The sequence below is a fragment of the Luteibacter sp. SG786 genome, from assembly GCF_011759605.1.
In the GTDB taxonomy this organism is placed as follows: Bacteria; Pseudomonadota; Gammaproteobacteria; order Xanthomonadales; family Rhodanobacteraceae; genus Luteibacter.
Genome location: NZ_JAAOYX010000002.1, coordinates 119,520 through 143,971, shown reverse-complemented (window position 1 = coordinate 143,971; position 24,452 = coordinate 119,520). Strand labels below are relative to the sequence as shown.

Annotated in this window: 19 protein-coding genes; 12 read left to right on the top strand and 7 right to left on the bottom strand. The window is 63.3% G+C overall.

Annotated elements, in window-relative coordinates:
• The first annotated feature begins 2 nt into the window (after positions 1–2).
• A complete protein-coding gene (locus FHS47_RS12460) occupies positions 3–1,307 on the top strand; it encodes a hypothetical protein (protein WP_167028248.1) in 1,305 nt (434 codons plus the stop codon).
• 226 nt (positions 1,308–1,533) lie between these two features.
• Here the strand turns inward: FHS47_RS12460 and FHS47_RS12455 are convergent, their stop codons facing one another.
• The 3 genes from FHS47_RS12455 to FHS47_RS12445 are packed head-to-tail and all read right to left on the bottom strand — an operon-like array spanning position 1,534 to position 5,366.
• Positions 1,534–2,622 carry a UvrD-helicase domain-containing protein gene (locus tag FHS47_RS12455; protein WP_208381983.1) on the bottom strand — a complete coding sequence of 363 codons (1,089 nt, stop codon included), beginning with the start codon at positions 2,620–2,622 and terminating at the stop codon, positions 1,534–1,536.
• Positions 2,606–4,189 carry an AAA family ATPase gene (locus FHS47_RS12450; protein WP_167028245.1) on the bottom strand — a complete coding sequence of 528 codons (1,584 nt, stop codon included), beginning with the start codon at positions 4,187–4,189 and terminating at the stop codon, positions 2,606–2,608. Before FHS47_RS12450 ends, FHS47_RS12455 begins: the two co-directional genes overlap by 17 nt.
• Before the next feature lie 13 nt (positions 4,190–4,202).
• Positions 4,203–5,366: a hypothetical protein gene (locus FHS47_RS12445; protein ID WP_167028242.1), complete on the bottom strand. Its 1,164-nt coding sequence runs from the start codon at positions 5,364–5,366 to the stop codon at positions 4,203–4,205.
• A 513-nt stretch (positions 5,367–5,879) separates the two neighbouring features.
• On the opposite strand from FHS47_RS12445, the gene FHS47_RS12440 reads away from it, so the two are divergent.
• From FHS47_RS12440 to FHS47_RS12420, 5 genes are all read left to right on the top strand, one after another.
• Complete coding sequence (locus FHS47_RS12440; RefSeq protein ID WP_167028239.1) at positions 5,880–6,182, top strand: hypothetical protein; 303 nt, start codon at positions 5,880–5,882, stop codon at positions 6,180–6,182.
• A gap of 11 nt (positions 6,183–6,193) precedes the next feature.
• Positions 6,194–7,087, top strand: a complete 894-nt coding sequence (locus FHS47_RS12435; RefSeq protein WP_167028236.1) for a hypothetical protein — start codon at positions 6,194–6,196, stop codon at positions 7,085–7,087.
• Positions 7,088–7,164: 77 nt separating this feature from the next.
• Positions 7,165–8,334, top strand: a complete 1,170-nt coding sequence (locus FHS47_RS12430) for a hypothetical protein (protein WP_167028233.1) — start codon at positions 7,165–7,167, stop codon at positions 8,332–8,334.
• A gap of 253 nt (positions 8,335–8,587) precedes the next feature.
• Entirely contained in the window at positions 8,588–10,615 is a 2,028-nt protein-coding gene (locus FHS47_RS12425) for a M13 family metallopeptidase (RefSeq protein WP_167028230.1), read from the top strand.
• Positions 10,616–10,627: 12 nt separating this feature from the next.
• Positions 10,628–11,272: a response regulator transcription factor gene (locus tag FHS47_RS12420; protein ID WP_167028227.1), complete on the top strand. Its 645-nt coding sequence runs from the start codon at positions 10,628–10,630 to the stop codon at positions 11,270–11,272.
• A gap of 3 nt (positions 11,273–11,275) precedes the next feature.
• On the opposite strand, the gene FHS47_RS12415 is transcribed toward FHS47_RS12420, so the two are convergent.
• The 4 genes from FHS47_RS12415 to FHS47_RS12400 all read right to left on the bottom strand — a co-directional run bounded on the left by FHS47_RS12415 (position 11,276) and on the right by FHS47_RS12400 (position 18,652).
• Positions 11,276–13,999, bottom strand: a complete 2,724-nt coding sequence (locus tag FHS47_RS12415; RefSeq protein WP_167028224.1) for a sensor histidine kinase — start codon at positions 13,997–13,999, stop codon at positions 11,276–11,278.
• A 51-nt stretch (positions 14,000–14,050) separates the two neighbouring features.
• Entirely contained in the window at positions 14,051–15,682 is a 1,632-nt protein-coding gene (locus FHS47_RS12410) for a histidine kinase famiy protein (RefSeq protein WP_167028221.1), read from the bottom strand.
• Between the two features lie 162 nt (positions 15,683–15,844).
• A complete protein-coding gene (gene glgX / locus FHS47_RS12405; protein ID WP_167028218.1) occupies positions 15,845–17,965 on the bottom strand; it encodes a glycogen debranching protein GlgX in 2,121 nt (706 codons plus the stop codon).
• A gap of 39 nt (positions 17,966–18,004) precedes the next feature.
• Positions 18,005–18,652 carry a TetR/AcrR family transcriptional regulator gene (locus FHS47_RS12400; protein WP_167028215.1) on the bottom strand — a complete coding sequence of 216 codons (648 nt, stop codon included), beginning with the start codon at positions 18,650–18,652 and terminating at the stop codon, positions 18,005–18,007.
• 112 nt (positions 18,653–18,764) lie between these two features.
• Between FHS47_RS12400 and FHS47_RS12395 the strand changes: the two genes are divergently transcribed.
• The 6 genes from FHS47_RS12395 to FHS47_RS12370 all read left to right on the top strand — a co-directional run bounded on the left by FHS47_RS12395 (position 18,765) and on the right by FHS47_RS12370 (position 24,347).
• Entirely contained in the window at positions 18,765–19,784 is a 1,020-nt protein-coding gene (locus tag FHS47_RS12395; RefSeq protein WP_167030093.1) for a DUF4105 domain-containing protein, read from the top strand.
• Entirely contained in the window at positions 19,762–21,558 is a 1,797-nt protein-coding gene (locus FHS47_RS12390; RefSeq protein WP_208381981.1) for an alpha/beta fold hydrolase, read from the top strand. The genes FHS47_RS12395 and FHS47_RS12390 overlap by 23 nt, the downstream gene beginning before the upstream one ends.
• A 203-nt stretch (positions 21,559–21,761) precedes the next feature.
• Positions 21,762–21,986 (top strand): hypothetical protein, encoded by a 225-nt coding sequence (locus FHS47_RS12385; RefSeq protein WP_167028212.1) that lies wholly within the window; start codon positions 21,762–21,764, stop codon positions 21,984–21,986.
• Positions 21,987–22,058: 72 nt separating this feature from the next.
• The gene (locus tag FHS47_RS12380; protein WP_167028209.1) at positions 22,059–22,424 is read left to right on the top strand and encodes a BlaI/MecI/CopY family transcriptional regulator; all 366 of its coding nucleotides are present in this window, start codon (positions 22,059–22,061) and stop codon (positions 22,422–22,424) included.
• Entirely contained in the window at positions 22,424–23,539 is a 1,116-nt protein-coding gene (locus FHS47_RS12375) for a M56 family metallopeptidase (protein WP_167028206.1), read from the top strand. Before FHS47_RS12380 ends, FHS47_RS12375 begins: the two co-directional genes overlap by 1 nt.
• A 73-nt stretch (positions 23,540–23,612) precedes the next feature.
• Positions 23,613–24,347: a TlpA disulfide reductase family protein gene (locus FHS47_RS12370; RefSeq protein ID WP_167028203.1), complete on the top strand. Its 735-nt coding sequence runs from the start codon at positions 23,613–23,615 to the stop codon at positions 24,345–24,347.
• Positions 24,348–24,452: the final 105 nt, after the last annotated feature.

Sequence of the window (24,452 nt, the reverse complement as noted above, 5' to 3'; positions counted from 1 at the left end):
CGATGCTCAGTGACTTGTGGCACACCAGTGCGTTCGCGCGCTGGCGCATGAAAAAAATGGCGTCGACGCCTGCCTCTGAGGAGACGCGACGCGAGGCTCTTGAACAATTGCTGGCAAGCTTCAGGGTGGGCGAACTCACCTCGCTGGACGGAGTGACCTCCCCAGTCGCAAGGGCCATCGTTGCCATCCACGGCGAACGGCCGTTCGAGATGCACTCGACGTGGATCTTGAGCCCTCAAGATTGGCGCTGTCCTTGCTGCGGACGCGACAAGGTAGAGATAAGCCGCCTCGGGTCTAAGGGACAAATCTTGGCCAAGTTGGTCGTCCACCATGATCATATGGGCGAAGCCATTGCGCGCGAATTTTCGGCCGCGTTCTCGTCCGAAGGCACGGCACACCCCCAAACCGAGGGCCAAGCGCTGATCGACCGGATCGGCAGTGCGTTTTCGGCGTATGAGCCCGTGCTCATCTGCGAAGATTGCAACAACGCCGACCCGTCCGCGAAACAGGACCTGGGGCTTCCCACCTTCTTTTCGTTTTCGGTGGGTCAGCTCAAGCAGTTCATCCAACCGAGGCCCCATGTGCCGCACACGCTTGACCTGACTAAGGCGCGTGCGGTGTGGCTCGCCGCTCAGCCGGCCTACGAGCTGCGCATGAAGATCATCCGCGCCGTATCTCGTGCGGCGGCCACAAATGAACACTGGTATGAGCCGCACCCTCGTCGGTCGATTGCCGTCCCGGTGCTGGGCGACCCCCGAGCGCCCTCCATCTATAGCTGGTTGCAGGAGTGGGTAGGTCTAGACGCAGTAGTCAAAGCACTCGGGCCGCAACCGGGGCTGCATCGACCCGATCGCGCCAAGTGGCGAAAGGGCACTTTCAGACGCGCCTCGCCTGTACCCGCCAATTACCTACCACTCCTGCTGTCGCGGCCCGATGTGGCGGACAGTTGGAACGAGGTCGCATCCGATTGGTGCTGTGCCGTTTGTGGCCGGACGAAAGACGCCCAGGTGTACATCGGGCCCAAAGGCCAGGTGCTGTTTCGTACGTGCGTGACCAGCCGGTCCCCCGCTTGGCGACGCCAGCGGATCTGCAACCATTGTCGCGCGGTAATAATGAGCTTGAAGGAAGAGGTCACCGACGCGCTTGGGATGCGTCCGCAGGACAGTTACGCCCACGTCAGTCCCGAAGAGGTGCGGAGCATCATCGTAGCGCGCCCGCATTCACCGCATCAGATTCTGCCTGTCGAGGCCTTGGCGCTCGTGGATCTCGTCATCGCCCGCGCCATGCGCGACGAGGCGGGCGAATGAATAGATGGATGACGGCGAATACTGAATGGCCGTGAGGGCCGCCGCGGAGCGCCCTCTGTCAATCCCCCCGGCGACAGAAGCTTGTGTTGCAGACGCGCAACGCTGCCGGCTCGCTGGTTCATCCGAAAGAACACGAACCATTCGACCGCACCTGGTTCGGTCGGGGCGGCCCGGGTGAGCCTTGAGTCCATTAGCGCGTCGTTGGCCGCATGAAGCGGGGAGCGCGTCACTCGGCTTGTGGGACATATGACACCACGTTCGCAAGCGCGCAAGGCCCGTCGTACACGAACGCCAAGCTGTGACAGGCCCGGGTGAACGCGACGTAGTACTTAGCCGGCGACGCCACGGTGGATGGATCTCCGGACTTGAGGAATGCCTTGATTACCCCGTTCGACAAGATTAAGACGCGCGGAAACGTGAGCCCTTTGACCGCACCAAAATTCTGCGCCAGTCTTCCCCCGGAATCCGTTTTTCGATCGTAGCGCAGCAGCGTCGGCGAGAACTCGACAACGTACGCGTCGATATCTCGATGCGCCACGATAAACAGGCCATCGTGGCCGGTGATTGCGTCATTTTTTGACAGTGTTGCGGGCATGGCAGGATATAGCGAGTCGGCCAACGCGCAGATGGATGGCGGGCAACGGTAGCTTTCATTCCGGTGAAGAACGTTGCAAAGGCCCTTCGCCGCCCATTTGGCGAACAACTCCGACGCACGGTGGTTTTTAAACTGCTTGTTCTTCGCGGAATGATGCGTTGCATAAGTGCCTTGCCGAGTGTCCCCGACCAAGGTTATGGCAATCCCGGACTGCTCCATGAGAAGCGCAATGAAGTCCCAGTCATGGCCTGCGAGATCTTGGACCTCGTCGATATAGATGTCGGTGAACCGAGCGCACAGGCGGTCCAGCACCGCGCCGTCGGTCGCCTTGTTGCAGTCCAATACGAACGCGCACGCGCGATCCGAATAGATGAGACTCCCCGGCGTCACATAGTACCGGGCGACATCACTGCGCTTAGCGTAATTGACCGTCTGGCCCGATACGAAATGCAGCCCCTCGATCCGTCGATCCGGGTAGATCGCACGCTGATAGGGCCGAATGCATTCTTGAAGCAGGAATTCGTACCAGGACAAGAGCGTCACATTCGCGGGCACATGCCCGGCCTTACGCACGAAGCTCGCTTGTAACTCGGCGAGGTTCTTTACTGTGTAGGTCAAAATAGCGATGCGTGCGCTGGGATGCGCGAGCGCTTGCTCCACCAGATGCGTGGTCTTTCCTGAGCCCGCTGCCGACATCAGGACGCTATTCTTCGACGGCACGCGCGATGTATCCCGGATAGGTCATGGCTTGAGTGCTGGCGAAGATGGCCAGCGCGGTTTCAGTCTTGTGGGCCTTCATGTACGCCAGCGCCGCCGTCTTTTCGGCAAATGTTTTGCCAAGGACCGTGTTGATCACGGGCAGCTCGTTGACCTTGAGAATCTGTTGCTCAAGCGACGGAGCAGCGGGATCATCGTCATAGTCAATGTAGTCCAGATACTCGGCATACCGTTCCTTGAGCTGTTCTGGACGGCCATCGTTATCGGTGAGGGCGATGACATCGATGGACAGCAGGCGAGCGATGTCCAAGAAGCGCTTGAAGGCGAGTGACTTGACGGAAATAACGTCGACGCCGCTGGCCAGTGGCGCGCGGCCGTGGCGGTCAATGTAGGCGCGCTGCACGATCAACTCATCCGACGGGCCCTCGACGAGGATGGCTCGTCGTGCCAGCAATAACCGCAGGGTGTCGTGGCCAGGCAGCTTGAGGAAATAGTTCAGGGTATCCGGAGGCAGATTATCCAGGCGCATGTGCTTGCCGTTGGCGCCCAACATGGTCAGCTTATCGAGCCCCAGCTTATTGAGCACAAAGCTGCTATGCGTGGTGATGACGACCTGTCGATCAACGGCCTCCTTGGCGATGTTCTCGATCAAGCGTGCCATGTTGGCGAACGACAGGTGGTTCTCCGGCTCCTCGATGAGGACCACTTGGGACGCGGACTGGGCCCGCAGCGCAAGCCGCATCTTGGCAGCGCTCTGCTCGCCCAAGCTGGCCTGCGAGAAGGGAATCTGGTCCAGATATGGCGAAAGGACCGATTCCCATCCCGACCGGCTGGCCGTATCGATGCCGACTGTGAGGCTCTTCTCACTGATGGCCGAGGGCGAGGCCTTGAGATGCTCGTTGAGGACCTGCACCCGCGGATTCGCGGCGAAATCGTCCCGCATCTTGCGATAAGCGGCAGCCAAGCCCACGCGGTCTTCGGCTGTGATTGCGGCCTCGATGATCGCGGCAACATAACGATCCGCCCCCGACAGCGACTTAGATGCGTGGGTATCGATGATGGACGACTTGGCAGGCAGCGTGCGAGGCACGACGCCATTGCCAGCGAAGGATCGCCAGTAGGTCCGAAAGTATTCCACCGGGAGCCCGGCGCCATGGGGCGCTGCGGCGGTGTAATCACACAGCGCCTGGTGATAGGCATCGTCTAGTTCGATGGTCAGACTAACGCCTGCGACGTCTTGATTTCGGGAGTTGTGGGTGCCCCGAAACAACGCTAGGGCGGGGTCGTCTGTAAAATACAGTTCGATCAGCAGCGTTGGCGGTTCTCCGCCCGCAATACAGCCGCTTTTGAGGTACTCGGCCACCACGTTGTTGTTGAACATCGATGGGCTCAGCTCATACATCAGATTACGGCCACGCCACTGACAGGTAAGCGCTGCATGGATCGCTTCGAGCACCGTCGATTTTCCACGCTCATTGTCCCCCACGAGAATGTTAAGGTGGGGGTGCAGCGGAAGGTCCAGCGAGGCGAGGCTTTTGAAGTTGCGAACAATCACGCGTTCGATGGGCATGCACCATGTGCTCTCAGGGATTAGGTAAACGAAGTGGCGTGTTGTTGGGCCGCCCGGCATCTACCCAGGCTTGGTGCGCTCGGCGCAGGTCCCGTTCGCAGTCGGACACCGCCTGTTCAAAATCAAGCGCTGGATCAATCTGCACGGGCGACTCTTGCAGCACATGAATCAGTCCGATGGGCCGAAGATCGGTGAACGGATTCAGGCCGATCAGATTGCCGAGCACCTCGGGGGGAGCAGTGAAGCCGGCCAGCCGAGCGAATCGATCTGCCGCGAGACTCAGATTCCAGTCGGAGGTAAACAAAAGCAAGGCCGCCAACGCCAGGAGCGGCGGCTGCCTGTCCAAACGGTTCTTCGCGAAGCACCGGGTCCGTTTGGTCCTGAATGCACCAAAGTTATCGACAATAAAATCGACGAGTGAATTAGCGAGCACCACCTTTTCATCGAAGACCGAGACGTCGAAGGCGGTCTCGCCGCGAAGACGCGTCGCCAGGCGCGTCGCTGCAGCAACCACTTCGTCGGTGGGCCAAATTCGGCGCTCTGCTAATAAGGCCAAGATTCCATCCGCTTGTGGGTATGCCATGCGTCGCGCGACAGCTTTCCAATCGAAGTCAGGTATGTCGCCATGGGATGGTGAATAGGGAACCGAGGGTGCCGCGCGACGCCAAAGGCTTTTGACCAGTTGCGGGACTCGAGGATCAAGGGTGATCATGACTCGGTGAACTTGGCGCTGCTCGAAGAACCACAGACGCATTGCGCGCATGTCCGCCTGCGTAAACACGCCGCCGTGAATGCCTCCGCACACCAGCAAGCGGACCTGGCGAGTAAGCCAGTCTCTTGGAGACTGAAAATTGACGAGCCCGTCGACCGACGAGGGGTCGTCGTGGACAGTGAAGTCGCACAGGGGATCGTGCGCATCGCCGCCATCTGGATTTCGAAACCGAAACGTCGCTTGGCGCACCTTTCGCCGCGTCTGTCGGTCCACGCCGGCAGCGACCAAAACTGCTCCTCGAGCCCCGCACGAGGGGCATTCCAGGTCTTGCGCTGCAGCATGGCGCCACTTGTCTTCAAAGCCATCTAGGCGCAGATGGTCCAGCGGCACGCCCGTCATGCGGCTCAGCCATTGAGGTAGGTCCAGCTCGGCGGCAAACCGGTGAGAGTAGGCGGTGAGCGGCATCGACGATCCTTCGTATGCGGGCGTGCTGGAAGCCTAAATGCTGCGAGCCAGAAAGCCTAGCGGCACCTTGATCGGCACCTCGCTGTACGTGCTAACAGCAGCTGCCCGGTGATCTCCCAGCTATCGCACCGCAGAACTCGGCAGGGTGACTCGGGCGTGGAGCGGCGGCTCGGCCACACGGACCTCCCATGCAAGAGGAGCGCCTCCGATAAGCTCTGCCGGTGGAGATGGTGGCAGGGTGGCTGTCTCTCGACCTGGACGACGCGCTCGGCGCGGTGGGCGATGGCGTCCCGTATCAGCGGCGTGGGAGATGGGAGGCGGTCGGTGCCGGGCGCTAAAGGGCAGCGGCTGACTGCCGAATAAGGGTCTTAGGGCCGGCCCTTGCGCGGCCTCGGTCTCAGAGTATGATATTCAGTTGTGCGACCCTTGACTTATCGCCCATATCGTGAGTGACATGCTCGGAACGTGGCGTGTTGGAACCTGTAATCCCACAACGTGGCCGGAGGGAACCCCGTGGAACTCAAGCGCATTCAATCAACGGACTTGCCAGACATCGATGCTTCCGTGAAGGAGCGCGTCAACGATGGCCGTTGGACGCTCTTCCGGACCCATCAGGACCACGACGACAGAGAAGTCGAGTATTACATCAAGGGTAACGCCAGCCTCTATCGACTGGATCGGTCAGGAAAGGTGGTCAGCATTGGCGAGGCCGCTGAGGCGCCCCGAATCGATGAGGTGTTGCACTTCGCGGATCTGCCCAGCCCGAAATCTGTTAGCGAGAACCGCGGGACTCGCCGGGCATTGACGTTCAGCTAAGGACGCATGGAATGAGTCAGGGATTGATCGCAGGGCCCACCCGATGGGTCCTTTTTTTGGCATCCAGCCATCAGGCAGAAGACCGGCACATCCTCGATCTCGCGTACGGCGTGTATTGCCTGGAACGCGCGGGGGTGAAGGCGGCTGACATTTCGGTGTACGTGGATGGCCCCGACCGCGCCGCCATTGCAACGCAATGGAGCCAAGGCACGACATCGGCCATCCCGGTCCAGGAGAGCCACGAATTCTTCGTCGATATCAGGAACGAAAAAGCTGAGAATTTGGTGATGTTCGTCACCGGCCATGGCGGATGGGACGGGATCGACGCGCCTCATCCCATCAAGCCGTTTCCCTTCGTGACCGCCATCAAGAGTGCTCCCCAGCTCAAGCATGCGGTCGTCTATTTAGGGCAATGTTATGCAGGCATCTTCAACTATGTGGGTGCGGGCAAGGGCAAGGGGCCGTCCGGCGACGCGGATGTGATTGTCATGGGCGCGACCAATCTGCACTCGAGCATCAGCGCGTCCACCACCGAGACGTTGATCAATGGCGAGGTTCGCTGGCCCGCCAATGTCTTTTTGATTCATGTGTTCAAGTGGATCGTTAGTCCCTCCGATGTGGATGGCGACGGGCTTTATACGGTGATGGACTCGTTCAAATACGCCAGCGCGTTGTCGAATGATGGCAACTTGACATTGAAGACGCAGGTCACTAATCGAATCTTCGATTTGCGTACCGCTTGGTTGACTGCGCAGGCAGCGCATCAATCCACCGCATCGCTCAGCTTGCAAATGGCCGAGACGGCGGCTAGAGCGCAGTATTTCGACGCCTTAGAGCTGAACCACGTGCACCAAGATGGATGGATATTGAACGCCATCCCCGCTCAGCATCTGGCATTTCGGTAAGGGGCAGCGCATCGCTTCGATGTCGATACGTTGTATAGCGATCACCGCACCGCCAGCTAATACGGTTCCGTTTGGCCATGTCGCATGAGCCACTGCCGCCTGAAATCGAAGCCTGCAGGGTGCGCGCCGCGCGCATCATGGAACCGCTGCGCCTCACCCGCTCGCTGACTGATAGCGATTGCCACGGGCTTTTTCTCAGTTCGCGAACCAATGGCGGTCGCGCCTTGCGCCCCTACTATTTGGTCTACTTTCTATTGGTGGATTTACTCGGGTTCGACCATTCCGGCAGAGGCGACAAAGTCGCTTGGTCCATTCCGGTTGAATTCGAGCACCGGCTGTATGTCGTAGAGCATCGAAAGTTCGGGCTCGGGATTTTCGAACCACAGCACGATCCAAAGGCGCGCATGAGCGGGCCAGTGACGATCTTGGGTGAGCAAGATGCCACCATCATCTGCCGAATCATCAACACAGCCGTGGACAAGTCGACTCCCTATTTCGAGTGGCGCGCCCAGCAGGAGGCGCGGGGATCGCGCCTGAATGTGTCCAACCGGTCTCGTGCGCTCTTGAGCCGATACGAGCATTTCGTGGACGAAGCCAGCCGCCATGGCGAGCAGGCGGATCGGCTGCGTGACGAGAAGCGATACGTCGAGCTGGCTGAGGCCCGACGGCGAGCCAATTGGTCGGCGCAGGCGGCCATCGATGCCTTTTACGCTTGGTCGGAACATGCATTCATCCATCTGGCTGTTCTCCAAGGATCGCTCAGCACGGGAGAGGCCGTGCGTGAGTTAGCCACGGCCGACTGGGGAACCAAGTTCCGCGCCGCTTTTGATCTTGGCGATGGCTCATGCAAGGCCCATTACGACGTCCTCGTCGATCTTCGGAAGCAGATGCGCAACTTCCTGGCCCATGGCTCGTTCGGAAAGCGGGGTGAGGCGTTCCATTTCCATTCGGCAGTGGGTGCGGTGCCCCTGTTGATCAATCAGGGCGATGGTCACCCGTTTCAGCTGTCTGGCGACGTACCCTTTGCGGAATCGAAGGCGCTGGCGGCCATCGATGCATTCCTCGAATGGCTATGGGGCTCATCGCTGGCCCCAGCCAAGCACTACTTGGACAGCGATCTGCCGACCATCTTGACCCACGCGGCGAACGGCACCTATGCACGCGTGATGCAGTCGGACGAGCGCATGTGTGACTTCCTGGAGACGATGCAGGCGGAATGGGACCGTGCCGGCGATATGGATTTCTGATGCTGAACAGGGGCGACCCGTTCGACCCGAGCGGCGAATGACATGAGAACCTCCGTGAGAGTTTCTCCTGACATCGGCACGGCAGCGCCCTGGCTTCAGCTCAATAGGAGTGCAATTTCGGCAAGCGTCGATCGCTCTGAGTAGGTAGGGTCTCTTTAAGACTGGGCGTTTCACTTGAACGCTACCCCCATTTCAGGGTGTGGCTAGCCAAACCGGCCGACTACCATGCCGGGCTCGCCCACGAGAGTTCCCCATGCGCCACCCATCCCGCCGCGTCCCGCGACTCGCTTTGAGCCTGCTCGCACTCATCACCTTGCACGTCGCGTCCGCACAGACCGCACTAGCAAGCACCACCTACGGTACCTTCGGCCTCGACGTGACGGCCATCGACGCCACAGTCCGGCCGGGCGACGATTTCTGGGCATACGCGAACGGTGCTTGGGCCAAGAGCGCGCATTTCGCCGGTAACCAGGAGGTTGTCGGCGTCGCGGTGGACTTCAACGCGCTGGCGGATGCCCGCGCGCTGAACCTCATGGACCGTCCGGAATTCCTGGAAGCCCCTGATTCCGACCAGCGCAAGGTCGCGCAGTTCTACGCGAGTTGGATGGATACGGTGACGAGGGAGCGATCTGGGCTTTCGCCGCTTCGTCCCCTGCTGGCGCGCATCGCCCGCCTGAAGAGTCGTGCGGACCTGGGTGCCGCATTCGGCGCCGCGGAATTCGCCTCGCCCTTCGACATCGACGTGGCGCCGACGGCCTCGGATCCGAACCGGAATGAAGTCGTGGTTTCCGCCGGAAGCCTGGGTATGGCGCTCAGCTATTACCTCCAGCAAGGCGCAGCCTTCGACGCGGACCGCGCAGCCTATCGGCGCTACGTCGAACAGATCCTCACGCTGAGCGGCGTCGCGGCGCCGGCTACCAAGGCCGAGGCCATCGTGGCCCTCGAGATGCGCATGGCGAAAGCGCAAGCGCAGGGCACGTCCGGGGGTGACATGGTCGTGCCTGTTCCGGTGCTGCCAACGCAGCTCCCCCAAGTGGCATGGCTTGATCTTCTCAAGGCAAGGGACCTTGGCGGTGCGAAGGAGCTTCGCTTGCAGTCCGGGGCATCGGTGCGAGCACTCGCCGAGCTCGTAGCCAGCGTGCCCTTGGGCACATGGAAGGACTATCTAGCGTTCCGCCTGGTAAGCGACCGTGCCGACTATCTCCCGGCCGCGTTCGCCACAGCGCGTGAAGACTTCTACGACCGCACCCTGTATGGCCTCACGGCTTCGCGTGACCGGGCGAGCCAGGGCGTTCGGCTGGTCGAAAAGGCCATGCCCGAAGCGGTAAGCCGGTTGTACGTGAAGCGTTACATGGACACGGCGACGACGCAGGCCATCCGCGAGATGTTCGACAACGTGAAGGCTTCTTATGCCGAATTGATCGACCGCGCGGCGTGGATGGACGAGCCCACACGGCAAGCCGCGCGCGCCAAGCTGGCGGCATTGACGGCATGCATCGGCGGTCCGGAGCTGAAGACGGACTTTTCCGATCTCGTCGTTGCAAAGGACGACCTGTTCGGAAATGTCATTCGAAGCGAGCGCAAGCGCGCCGCGCTGTTGGCGGCATCGTTTAGCTCTCCACCCGATGCCTGCGCCCGCTATGGGTTCGCCCAGGGTGGTAACGACTTCTACGTGCGCGAGGAGAACCGGGTGCTCATACCCTCCGGCAGCATGATTCCGCCATTCTTCGATCCTGCGGCCGATCCGGCGGTGAACTATGGGGCCATCGGCGTCACGATCGGCCACGAAATCGGGCATGGTTTCGATGTGGACGGCGCCGCATTCGATGGGCACGGGAGGCGAGTGAACTGGTGGTCCGACGCGTCGCGTAAAGCGTTCGAACGAATGGCGGCCAGAGTGGCTGCCGACTACGCGACCATTGAAGTGCTGCCGGGTCTGCACGTGGATGGCGAGAAGACACTCGGTGAAGACATGGCCGACCTCACCGGCACCCAGGCAGCGTTCATGGCGTATCGGAAATACCAGCAGCGCCACGGCAAGGCGCCGGTGCTGAATGGCACCACAGGCGAACAGCGCTTCTTTCTGGCGCTGGCCCAGATGCGGCGAACGAACGTGCGCGAGGAGACGCTCCGGTTTCTGGTAGCCTCCGACACACACACGCCGCCCCGGCAGCGCGTGAACGGTGTCGTTCGACATATCGATGCCTGGTACGACGCATTTTCCGTGCGGCCCGGCGACCCACTCTACGTGCCGCCAGCCGATCGTATCCATCTCTGGTAGTTCCCGCCGCCCATGGCCACCGCCACCTCCGATGTGCCTCCACCGATTCGGGTGCTCGTCGTAGACGATCATCCGATGATGCGCCAGGGCCTGCACTCGCTTATCGCCCATGAGGCAGACATGCTTCTGGTGGGTGAGGCAAGCCGCGGTGACGAGGCCGTCGAAGCTTTTCGCCGCTTGCAGCCCGACGTGGTGCTGATGGATCTGCAGATGCAGGGTGGCGACGGACTCGACGCCATCCGATCGATACGCGAGGTGTCGCCGGAGGCAAACATCGTAGTCCTCACCAGCTATGCAGGCGATGCGCGCATCGCACGTGCCCTGGCCCTGGGGGCCAGGGCGTACCTGCTCAAGGCGGCCGGGGCTCAGGAGATACTTCGGGCGATGCGTGCGGCCGTGCGCGGGCGGCAAACCGTGTCTCCCGCAGCGGCGCGCCAGCTGGCCGATCGTGTGGGCACGGAAGCGCTCACGTCCCGGGAAGTTGCGGTGCTTCGCCTGGTTGCGCTTGGCCAGGGCAACCGTGCCATCGCGGCTTCGCTGCTCGTTTCCGAGGAAACGGTGAAGTCCAGGGTACGCAGCATCTTCGCCAAGCTGGGTGCCGACGACCGCACACACGCCGTAACCCTTGCGCGCGAACGGGGTTTCCTCGATCCCTAGGCGTTATCGGTACGCGGTGCGCCGTGGAATCCGCACATGTATCTCCGTACCTTCTCCCGGCGCCGTTTCGATCCGGATGCTTCCGCGCAGGGAAGCCACACGTTCGCGAATGCCGCGCAATCCGAAATGTCCCGTGGTCGATGCGCGTTCCACCGCGTCCGGATCGAAACCCAGCCCGTCATCCGTTACCACGAGCCACAGATCGTTCGTTTCGTAAGACACGGTGACGTCGACGCGCGAGCCCTGCGCGTGGCGAAACGCATTGGTCATCACTTCCGTGGCAATGACAAGCAACGAGGCAGCGGCGTTCTCGCGTAGCGGCACGGGTTTGCCATCGAGCGTGAGGGTGAACGTGGGCCCATGCAAAGACGCGAGGCGTTGACCTTCGGCAAGCAGACTGTCGTAAAGCTCCACGGCGGCATCGGGCGCGCCGCGTAGCGTCTGAATGCGGTCGCGCCCTGCCACGATCACCTGTCTCGCCTCTTCGGCAACATCAGCGATTTCGCGCCGTTCTTCGTCCGGAAGGGTAGGGCGGCGGGCCAACGCCTGCATGGTCAACATGGCGCCCTGGAAACGCTGCAGCAGGGTGTCGTGTATGTCGCGCGCCAATGCATCGCGTTCCTCCGAGCGCACGCGCAAACGCAACGACACGGCGCGCATGCGCAGCCACAGGACAAGTACGAGCAAGCCTGCCAACGCGCCCACCCACAAGGCGGTGAAACCTGCCGTCTCGCGAAACGCGGCCGTCCGGTGGATAGCGAGCACGGCCGGATTGACCGAAACCTGCGGGCCGAGCATGGCTCTCACTTCGAAAGTCGAACGTCCGGCGGGAAACTGGGTGAACGACACCTGCCGGCCTTCACCGGCATCCGTCCACGAGGGTGCCGACGGCAGCAGCCGGTACTGGAAGCGAATCCGGTCGGGACGCGATAGCTCCGCCACGGTGAATCGAACAGCCAGGTCTCTCTCGTCCGGTTCGAGGTCGATCCCTGCGCTGTCCATCGACCGATGACGGCCGCCCACGTCGACACCTTCGATGCGTGGCGTCGCAGGTGCGCGAGGTTCGGGGGCATGCGCCGGATCGATCCACGACAGGCCGGCCACGGTCTTGGCCCAGATCCGCCCGTCCGCGCTCATGCGAAGGCTCGGCAACCCGCGGTCGGGATCGGCACCGCCGGCGATGCCGTCCACGGAGTCGAAGCGGTCGAAGCGGATGGGCGTGGCCGGGTCGTCGAGGTTCATGCGGCTTGCGGGCATTCGTGAACGAAATACCAGCGCCGAGGTTGCCACCCAAAGGAAACCGTCGCGGTCGAGCGCGAGCCCGGTGACCCAATGCAGCAGATCCGGTTGCTCGGTATGAACGGTTCGGAAGCGTGTGCCATCGTAGAACTGCACGCCCCGATCCCCGCCTACCCATGCTCCCCCGTGATCGGCGACGATCGCCTTGATGGGGCCGGTTGCCAGTCCCTGCGCTTCGCCTTCGGTGGCTAGCTTGCCCTCGGCGATCCGCGCGAGCAGGGGTTTTCCGGAGAGCCCCAACCATAGGACGCCGCCGGAACCTGCCGCGCCTGTCACCGGAAGGGCGGGCAAGGCAGGCAAGGGCGTCCACTGCGTGCCGTTCCACAGGGACACAGCCGGCGATCGGCCACCCGTGGCCGATGCCTCGGTCGCGACGATGTGCCCGGCGCCGGGTATCGCAACGAACGACGCGTCATTCGTGCTCCCGCCATGCGGCAGGGATGCCGCCAGCGATGGCTCGCCCTCGCTCAGGCGCCACACACCGTGTTCGTTCGCCGCCCATGCGACGTCTCGCTCTGTGTCCAGCGCCATCGCGAACACCCGGGACGGCGGCCCATGGGTCGTTCGGGTGCCGTCGGCGTCTATGCGTAGAAGGGCCATGTTGTCGCTGCCCACCCAGGTCGTTCCGCGCGCGGTGGTGGCCGCCTCTACCTGGTGCAAGCCTTCCGGCAACGCAACCGGCACAAAGGGTGTGCGCCGAAAGAGATTCAGGCCCCCTTCGGTGCCGACCCAGATATCCCCGGCGGTGTCTTCGAGCAGGGGTTGCGGGAACGCGCCGGTGAGGCCATTCGCCCGGTTGAACGTTTCCATCGCCGGGGCGTGCCCATCCCGTTCGGCAACGTCCAGCGCTTCCCTTGATGCGTGCAGCACACCTGTCGTGCGAGTTACCCAGAGTGCCCCGCTGCGCGAGACGAGCAAGCCGTTGACCTGCGTGTCGAGTATCGGCTTGGCGACCGGCGTCAGACTCGTTCCATGGCGGCGGAACATGTGCACGCCGTCGTCGTTGCGGGTGAAGAGCCGATCGCCGCTGCCGAGGGCTACCTCGCGAACGCCTTCATGCGCCAGGGCGATCGAGGCCGCGACACCCTGCCCACGAGGCTTGACCCAAAGATCGCCATGGGCCGCCCACCACGTATTGCCGTCCGCATCGGTGGCTGGACGCTGTTCGAGGATGCCGGGCACGGTCTGGAACGTGCGAAAGGTCTTGCCGTCGAAGCGGGCGCTGCCACGGCCGGCGCGCATCCAGAGGAACCCGCGGTCGTCCAGGGCCAGGCGGGAAATGTCCCCAGGGGCGCCGCCGAGCCTTGCGAACGACACGTGTTGGAACTGCGTCAGCGATTCGGCGGGTTGTTCGGCGGCGTACGCGGCCGCCCGCACTCCACCGGCGACGAAGAAGATGAGAGTGAGGAAGGGGGCCCTGAATCGCATGCCCCCTATTGTCCGTTACATCGGCGGCTGGGGCACCGTCCGGTAGACGGCTTAGCTCACCCCTGTCGGCCCCTCCAACACCAACCGAACCTTCCGCGCCAGATCGGCCCGCGCATACGGCTTGTGGATCATCTCGAACTCCCGACCGCCCGCATCCTCGCGTTCGATGGACGAGTTGGCATAGCCGGTGGTCAGCAGGATGCGCACGCGTGGCAGGCGCTCGCGCACCTGACGGGCGAGCATCACTCCGTTCATGCTGCCCGGCATGATGAGGTCGGTGAACAGCATGTCGAAGGTTTCGCCGTCGTCGAGCCGCTTCAGCGCTTCCGAAGCGTTGTGCGAAACGGACACGTCGTAACCGTAGTCTTCGAGAATGTCGCGCGCGAGATCGGCCACGTCCTCGCGGTCTTCCACGACCAGGATGCGTGCGTGGCCCCGCTGCTCTGCGGCCGCTTGGTGCTGCTTTTCGATGGGGTGCGTGATGTCCTGGCCCACGGCGGGGAAGAAAAGTCGCACCGTCGTGCCCACGTTTTCTTCGGAATAGATGTGCACGCTGCCGCCGGACTGGCGGGCGAAGCCATACACCATGGAAAGGCCCAGGCCCGTACCGCGACCTTCTTCCTTGGTGGTGAAGAACGGTTCCATCACGCGCTTGATGATTTCCGGGGGCATGCCGGTACCCGTATCGGTGATGGCGATCTCGACATACTCGCCTGCCTGCAAATCGCTGAAGAGCCGCGAATCGCCGGTCGCAATGTGCACCTTGCGGGTACCGATGGTGATGCGCTGGCTCTCCCGGCCGGCCATGGCGTCGCGCGCGTTGATGAGCACGTTGAGGAGCGCCACCTCGCCCTGGGTCGGATCGATGCGACACAGCGGAAGGTCGTCGTCGAACTCCAGACGGATATCCGCGGCCTCGCCGAGCACACGCACCATCATGTCGTGCATGCCGGAGATCAGCGCATTCGCGTTCACCGTGCGGCCGTCCAGGCGCTGCTTGCGCGCGAATGCCAGCAGCTGCTGCGTCAAGGTGGCGGCCCGGTGCACCGCGCGCTGCGACGACTCCACATACCGGGCGACCCGGGCTGGATCGGCATCCGGCTTTTCGTTGGTCATCGCTATACCTTCGAGGTAGCCGGTGATGACCTGCAGCAGGTTGTTGAAGTCGTGCGCGATGCCGCCGGTCAATTGCCCGAGGGCTTCCATCTTCTGCGCTTGCCGGAGTGCAACTTCGGCATCGCGGCGGCGGCTCACATCGAGCTGGGACGCGAAGAAGTAGATCAATTTGCCTTCGCGGTCGTAAATCGGCGAGATGAACAACGCGTTCCAGAACGTCGAGCCGTCCTTCTTGTAGTTCAGGATCTCGGTCGCGATTTCCCGGCTTCCGGCGATCGCCTTCCGAATCTCAGCGATCGTTTCAGGGTCGGTGTCCTTGCCTTGCAGGAATCGGCAGTTCTCCCCCATCAGTTCGTCCGCCTCGTAGCCCGTCATGCGAATGAAGGCTTCGTTGGCGAAGACGATGGGGTTGTCCGGCAAGTTGGGGTTGGTGACGATCATCGGCATGCGCGTGGTCTGCACGGCAGCAAAGAAGATGTCGTGTTCGGGATGATCCATCCCGGTGTAGCCCACCTCGACGCGCTTGCCCTGGGGCTTTGGCGTCAGCCATGTCGGTTCGTCGCTCATTGGTGTCCAGAGTTGTGGCGGCAACGGGGCGGTGGGTAGCCACCGCCTTGCGTATCGTCGCCCGGAGTCTGCAAAACGGCATCTTAGCGGCGGGTGACTCCCCGGGCCCACTCTTCACGCAGACATCATGGCGATGGTGGTCTCGCGCATGACCCGGCCGGTTCAGTTCCGGCCGCAGGCCAGCACCACCATGGCACGCGGCGGGCATACGAACGTCTGGCCGCCGGGAACATTCAGCCCGGGCGCCAATTCGGTGGCTGTCGAGAGCGCCACCGTCCACTCGGGGCAATCGCTGCGCTCGGGCAGCTTGAACTCGACACCTTCGGCCCAGGCATTCACCAGCAGGAGCAGGGTCGCGTCCGTGCCGGGCCGATGCACACCCGTTTGCTGCGCGCGTCCGTCGATGAGGGCGGCCATCGAGCGAGCCGAGGCGTCGGTCCAATGCGCCTCGCCGGCCTCCGACCCGTCGGGCGCAAGCCACACGATGTCGCGCACACCATTGGCCTCGTCGTAGCGGCCATCCAGGAAACGGCCGCGGCGCAGCAGGGGATAGCGCTGGCGCAAGGCCGTCAGTTCGCGCACGAAGTCGGCCAGACGGCCTTCGGTCGGGTCGCGCTCCCAATTGATCCAGGCAATTTCGCTGTCCTGGCCATAGGTGTTGTTGTTTCCGCCTTGCGTCTGGGCGCGCTCGTCGCCGGCCAGCAGCATCGGCGTGCCCTTGGAGAGGAAGAGCGTTGCCAGCAGGTTCCGCATCTGCCGCTCGCGCAGGGCGTTGATGTCGGCGTCGTCCGTTTCGCCTTCCACCCCGCAGTTCCAAGAATGGTTGTTGTCCGAGCCGTCCTTGTTGTCCTCGCCGTTCGCGTCGTTGTGCTTCTCGTTGTAGCTCACCAGGTCGTACAGGGTGAAACCGTCGTGGGCGGTGATGAAGTTGATGCTGGCCCACGGACGGCGTCCGCGCTTGTCGAAGAAATCGGCCGAGCCCGTGAGCCGCTTGCCGAAATCCGCCAGGGTGCCTTCGTCGCCCTTCCAGAAGGCGCGCACATCGTCGCGGAACCGATCGTTCCACTCCGCCCAGCCCGGCGGGAAGTGGCCCACCTGATAGCCGCCCGGACCGCAATCCCACGGCTCGGCGATCATCTTCACCGAGGCCAGCACCGGGTCCTGTGCCACGGCGTCGAGGATGCCGCCGCGCTGGTCGAAGCCCGAGGGCTCCCGACCCAGGATGGTCGCCAGGTCGAAGCGGAACCCGTCCACATGCATGTCGTTGACCCAATACCGAAGCGAATCCATCACCATCTGGATCACCCGCGGGTGGCTCACGTTGAGCGTGTTCCCGGTACCGGTGTCGTTGATATAGAACCGCGGATCGTCGGCCAGCCGGTAGTAGGACACGTTATCGATGCCGCGCAGCGAAAGGGTCGGCCCCAACTCGCTGCCCTCGGCCGTGTGGTTGTAGACCACGTCCAGCAGCACCTCGAGCCCCTGTCGGTGCGCCGCCTTGACCAGGTCGCGGAACTCGTCGCGATGCCCGTTGGACAGGTAACGCCGCTTGATGGCGAAGAACCCGATGGTGTTGTAACCCCAGTAGTTCCGTCGCTCTGCCTCGAGCAGGTGCCGGTCGTCGAGATAGGCGTGCATGGGCAGCAACTCCACGGCCGACACGCCCAACGAGCGGATGCCATCCAGCACGGCAGGCGTGGCCAGGCCCGCGCAGGTGCCGCGCACGTCCTCGGCCACGGCCGGATGCCGCATGGTGTAACCGCGAACATGGGTTTCCATGATGACCGTCTCGTCCCATGGGGTCATGGGCCGCTGGTCGTCACCCCAGTCGTAGTTGTCTTCCACGACAACGGCTTTGGGTACGAACGGCGCGCTGTCGCGCTCGTCGAAGCTCAAGTCTGCGTCGGGGTGACCCACGGTGTAGCCATACAGCTCGTCGCACCACACCAGGTCGCCGGAAAGCTCCCGGGCATACGGGTCGATCAGAAGCTTGTTGGCGTTGAAGCGGTGCCCTTGCGTGGGCTCATAGGGTCCATGCACGCGATAACCGTAAAGCTGGCCGGGTTTGACGTCCGGCAGATAGCCGTGCCACACCTCATCGGTGTATTCAGGCAGGTCAACGCGGGTTTCGTTGCCGTCAGCGTCGAAGAGGCACAGTTCCACCCGGGTGGCGTTGGCGGAGAACAGCGCGAAATTGGTGCCGGAGCCGTCAAAGGTGGCGCCGCGCGGGAACGGACGGCCCTCCGCGACGACGAGGGCGGAGGCAGGGGGATTCTGGGTCATGGATGAGGCGCCAACGAGAGGTGGCCAAGCATCCGGGGCTTACCGTAGAGAAGGCGTTGAGGCCGGGCGATGCCTGCGTGCAGGCGGCAGGGGCGCCAGTTCCGGCCAGAGGCGACGGATGCCGTCGTCCACCGTGCGCCGGAAATTGAGCTTCCACCCGCTTTCGATACAACGCTGGCCCGCGATGCGCAGCACGCCGATCGCACCCATGGCCAGGTAGCGCGCATCGATGGGGCTGACGCGCGGAAGACGCGCAACCAGGGCCTCCGCAACGTTGGTTTCCCAGCCCTCCATGTCGAGCAGTTGGCGCCCCCGAAGGGCCGGCGTTACGTGAATGAGGTCGGCCAGCGACCGTATCTCGTCGACGGGGAGGAGGTCGACCACGGCCAGTACGCAGTTCCGAAGCAACTCACGGGGCGAGAGTGCTCGGTCGCCATGGGCCACGAGATCGATCAGCGCCTGGCGTGCCTTCTCAGCCCAGGCGAAGACGATGTCTTCCTTGCCGGCGAAGTAGTTGAAGAACGTACGCCGGGAGACGCCGGCTGCCTCGGCGATGTCGTCGACGGATACGCGGTCGTATCCGGTAGCCACGAAAAGACGGAGCCCGGCCTCGATAAGGCTGGCACGAACCGCGGTCTTTTGGCCCTCGCGGCGGCTGGATGGAGGAGAACCGGCTTTTCTCTGCATGTCGCAAGCGTAGCAATTCGCGTCTTTGGGCGGCCATGCTTCACCGAATTTGCACTAAGTGCAATAATCATGATCGACCGCTATTCCACAGAGGTGCTCGGTGGGTCCTTTACTGCGCGTTATCGGGCGATATGCCGCGCGCGCCGCGATAACGTTTTGCTTGCTTCTCGGCACGGGGTGGCTGTCCCTGGTGGTGTGGTTCCACTTGCCGACATGGGCCGGCCTCAATGCGATCGCAACGGGGTGCGTCGTATGCCTGTGCCTCCTGGCTCTAGGCCCTCGCCGGTGGCGCGCCGTTCGCCCGGCGCGATGGGGTGCGTCGGTCTGCGCGCTCGTCATTCTTGCCGGCTGGGCAAGTCTGCACCCATCCAACGACAGGCACTGGGCGCCCGATGTCGCGCGTGTGCTGCGTGCGACCGTGTCCGGTAACAAGGTGCACCTCACCAACGTACGTGACTTCCGCTGGACGGGTGACGAGACGGCAGACGAGGTGTGGGTGACACGGGATTACGACCTCGATCACATCGTCGCGGTGGATCTCGCCCTGTCGTACTGGATGGGGCCCGCCATCGCGCACACGCTGGTCAGCTTCGAATTCGACGACGGGCGTCATCTTGTCTTCTCCTCGGAAATCAGACGCGAAGAAGGCGAGTCCTTCTCCGCACTGGGTGGTTTCGTTCGCCGCTTCGAATCCGTCCTGGTGGCCGCGGAGGAGGGTGACATCCTCCGCGTGCGCACGAATTTCCGTGGCGAAACGATGCATCTTTACCGATTGCGGATGCCACCGGAGGCCAGGCGCGCGCTGTTCCTGGGCTATCTCGAACAGGCGGCGGAACTCGAACGCAAGCCGCGCTTTTACAACACGCTGACGAGCAACTGCACTACGGTCGTCTTCGACCTGATGCGCAGGATAAGTCCGGGCCTGCCCGTCGATCCGCGCATTCTCTTGTCTGGCTACCTCGACCGCTACGCGTTCGACGAGCAGGGTCTGGTCCCAGGCTTTTCCTTCAAGGCATTGCGCGATCGCGGGGATATCACGCAACGGGCACGCGCGGCGGGGAACGCGGAGGATTTTTCGAGGCTGATCCGCGTCGGTGTCCCAGGCATGAATGGAATCCGCCATGATCATTAGAGCCCTCCTTCGGCTCCTTCTCGTCGTGCTGGTCCTGCATACGACGGCCTGCGCCATGGTCAAGGTGGGCGACGTCAGCCCACGCGAGTACATTGCCCATCGCCGGGGCGACATCCTCTCCGGCCGGCATTTGAGCGGACACACGGCAGAGACCCTGGCGATGGCCGGACTCGATGCGAGGACGTGCGAGCGGGCGCCGTCACCCTGCATCGCGTCGCTGTCGGTGCTCTCGCCCATGTCGGAGGAACGCCGCCAGTCGGCCATTGCTGAAATGTGGCTGGCGCGGGCGATGGACGACACCCCGGGGGCGGACGAACGAGGCGACAAGGCAAGGGAAGCGGCCTACCTGGAAGCCGCACGCCATGCCTATGCCTATCTCTTCTACACCGAACGTGCGGCCCCCGAGCGCGCGTTCGAAGATCGTCAGACCCAGGTGCGCGACTACTACAACTACGCCGTGCAGCAGCTTGCGATCCTTCTCGGTCACCACAGTCGCGAACATACGGAAAAGGGCATGGCCACTGACATCGGCCAGACGCATGTGGTGGTCGACATACACACGCTGGCCTGGGCCAACCAACGCCCGCGCGAGGTCGTTGCGGCATCGGCCCTCCGGTTCGAGGGCATCCGCAGCACCTATCGCAGGGACGGGTTGGGTGCGGAGCTCGTGGTCGATGTGCGTTCGGCCGAAGACAAGGAAAGCAGCGCATACCGCAGCATGCCGACGCCCTCGGCAACGGCGTTCCTCCGATTCCCTGGCGACTCCCTTGCCGGCGTGCTCGGCGCTCGCGACGCGGTGCTCGAAGGTCACGATCCGTTTCGTGATGCGACGGTGTCCATGGGCGAGACGACGGTACCGCTTGCGGGCAACTTCACGGCAGGCTACGGGCTTTGGCTCGCGCGGTCGGGATTTGCCACGCAGTCGCTGGCCACCCTCCTGGGGCGCGGCGACGCTCTCACCCAGCCGCGTATCTACCTGATGCAGCCGTACGATCCCAACCGCCGGATCATTCTTCTTCTCCACGGGCTCGCCTCGAGTCCCGAGGCCTGGGTAAACGTCGCGAACGATATCCTCGGCGACGAGCGTCTCCGCCGTAACTTCCAGGTCTGGCAGGTGTACTACCCGACTAACGTGCCCATCGCGGTCAACAATCGCGCGATTCGTGACGCATTTGCACAGACGCTTGCGCACTTCGACCCTTCCGGCAACGCCGTCGCGTCCCATCAGCTGATCATCATCGGTCACAGCATGGGCGGTATCCTCGCGCGCCTGCTGGTGTCGTCGTCAGGCGACGCCCTGTGGAACGAGGCGACGCAGGGCAGCGCACGCAAACGGGCTTTCTTCAAAAGCATGCGGGCGACTTCGGCCCCTACCTGCACTTTGATGCCCTGCCCAACGTCGACGAGGCCGTGTTCATTGCCGCGCCTCATCGTGGCACGACCTTCGCGGCCAATCCGGTGGCGCGTCTGCTGTCGAACCTCATTCGCCTGCCCGGCGCGGTCGTTGCCCGCTTCGGAGGGCTCCTGGCCGATCTCGATGGGGACGACGGGGAAACAAAGGGCCGTAAGGCGCCGCTCTTGCCGAACAGCATCGACAACCTGCAGGCCAGCGATCCGTTCATTCGGGCCGCGGCAACCCTGCCCATCGATGCCGCCGTGCGCTATCACTCGGTCATCGCGCGGAAAAAAGCCGAAGGGCCGCTCGAGGACAGCGACGACGGACTCGTGCCGTACTGGAGCTCCCATCTCCCAGGCGCGGCAAGCGAAAAGGTGATCGTGTCCGGGCACAGCGTGCAGGAGACGCCGGCGGCGGTGCTGGAACTCCGCCGCATCCTCAACGAGAACATCGACCGAACTGCGCGAAGCGTGCCTTGATCTCGGTAGAAAGTCCGTAGTTTTTTACGATGTACAACCCGCAGTGAAAAAGATATACCGCGGATAGCCCGAGGAACCTTCACTTCCGGATCGCGACCCATCATGAAACTGACCACTGTGCTCAGCCTGATCATCGGAATGACGGGGTTCGTCAGCTGGTCGATCGTGATCAAGTATCGGAAATCGTGGGGCCAGGATTCCGGCGTGACCTATATTTGCAAACGGCTGATCGCGGAGCGGAACGCAGAGGGCTGGATGCTGGTTCTGAGTCAGATAGTCACCGTCCTGTCCGGGGCATACTTGCTCTATCTGGTCAACGTCAGATAGGGGCGTAGCGCAGGCCGCGCCTCGCGCGCTACATGTGTAGTACCATGCCGCGTCCCCGCTGCGGATGCACCTATGCTTCTCCCCGACACCGAATTGGAAGTCATGAAAGCCCTCTGGGAAAAGCACCCGCAAAGCGCGCGTGAACTGCACGATGTGCTTGCCGCTCGCACCGGTTGGGCCTTGTCCACCACGCGCACCGTGCTCGACCGCATGCGCGCCAAGGAACTGGTCTTGCGCACCGAAGTGCACGGGCTCGCCGTGTTCTCGCCGGCCAGGAGCAAGGTGGACGTGCTTGGGGATTCACTGGCCCATCTGTTCCGCGACGTTCTCGAGGTGCCGGGCAGCGTTCCTGTCTCCGCGCTCACCGGAAGCACACTGCTCAACGAAGAGGAACTGGCGGAACTGGATCGCATGCTCAACGGACGCAAGCGGCGCTGATGAATGCGCTGACGGTTCTCACGGGGTGCGTGTGCGGCGTCTTGGTGGGCACCGGCATGGCGGCTGCGCTGGCGCGCGTACAGGACGGGCTCTCGGCACGTGTGCGTCACGCATTCGGGTCCGCGGCGTTTTGGCTCACGGCGGCGCTTCCGCCTCTGCTCGTCTGTCTTGGCGATGCCTCCGTAACGCCGAACGCGCAGGCGCTCTGGGGCGCGACGACGGCCGTCTTCTCCGATGCGCTGCCTGCTCAGCCATGGCTGGCGACGCTGGCGCGTGGTCTGTTTTGCGCGTGGATGGCCGTGGCCGCGGCGGGTATGTGTCGTCTCGCACGCCAGGTATGGCGCACGGCCGGCTTGCGTAGAGCCCTTCGTCCGAGCGAAGTCACCTGGCCTGCCGTCGCAACGGCGAGCGTGCCGGGTCCCATGCTGATCGGGTATCGCCGTCCCGTCGTCGTGCTGCCCGAAATGATGCAGGCCTGCGCACCCGGTGTGGTGCAGGCGCTTGTTCGGCATGAGCAGGCGCACGCTGCCCGGTGGGACAACTGGCGGCTTCTGGCAGAGAACGCCGCGATGGCGCTGCTGCCATGGTGCGTGCCGTTGCGTGCATTGCACCGGATGCTTGCGGCCGCGCGCGAGGAACTGTGCGATGCGATGGCGCTGCGGGGGGCCGACGAACCGACGCGAATCGGTTATGCGCAGGCACTGGTCCATGCGCTTCGACATGCCGCGAAGTACCGCGCCCTGGGTTCCACCATGTCTGGGCCTATGTCCGCGCTGCGTCGTCGCATGGATGCCATCCTGGAGCCGTCGTGTGCGATGGCATCGCCGCCATGGCGACAGCGCGGCATGGCCGGCATGGCGCTGTCGACGGGCGCGCTGGCCGCCGCGCTCATGTGGTGCATCGGAGGTGGCCTGGAGACCGTGGCGGGCCTGCACGGCATGACGATGCGCTTCGCGCCGCTTGATGGCACGAGCGGCGTTTATCGCGTGACCACCCTCGGCGGCCCGGCGGAAACAGGCACACGCGCATTCGCCCCGGGTCCGTATCAGATTCGCTTCGCCCGGACCCCTTCCGGCGAATGGGTGGTCACGACGAGGCCGGCCGCCCGGCCCTGAGGGGCAGAGAGGGTTGTGCCGTTCGCGCTACATGTGTAGCGTAGTGGCTACATAAGTAGCCCAAAGGTGCACCGTGTTCGCCATTCTCCTCGCCGGCCTGTGGCTCGGTTCCAGCGCAACGACCGTCCCGGCAGCTGCCTCCACCACGGAATCCGCGCCAGCCTCCTTGCTCGAACAGCTCGCCATCCCGGCCGATTACCGCGTGTCGTTCGAAGATCAGGCGGGTCGCTCGCTCACGTACGCGCAGTTCAAGGCGGCGATGGCCACCCGTCCGTTCGGCGTCGAGAAGGACCGGATGGCGCACAAGGCTGTCCTGAAGCTCGAAAGCGACGCCGACATCGTCAAGGCGCATGCGGAACAGGCCCGACCGACGGCTCTCGCCATTCAGGGCCATCCGTTTCCGGCTTTCAGTGCGCAAACGCTCGACGGAAAGAAGATCGCCTCGGCGTCGCTGCGCGGAAAGCCGTTCGTCGCGAACTTCTTCTTCGCCCAGTGCGCGCCGTGTATCGCGGAAACACCGGTCCTTTCCGCGTTCCACAAGGCCCATCCCGACATCGCCGTGCTGGCGTTCACCTTCGACGATGCCGTCGCGGCGCGCGAATTCGCGCGCGCCCGTCATTTCAACTGGCCGGTGCTGCCCGATCAGCAGGCACTGGCGGAGCAGGCTGGCGTCAAGATCTATCCGACCATGATGCTGGTCGACGGCAACGGGATCGTCGCCAAGGCGACGGTTTCCGACGCAATCCACCCGGCAGGCAAGCCGCTTTCGGTGGCCGATCTGGAACGCTGGGTGAAGGGCGCCCGATAACTGCGGCGAGGCGGCGGCCTATTCCCAAGGGGAATGAGCGATATACCTTCGTGTGGCTGACCTGAAGGCCGTTCGGCGCGTAGCATTCGCATCAGTCTTCGTACT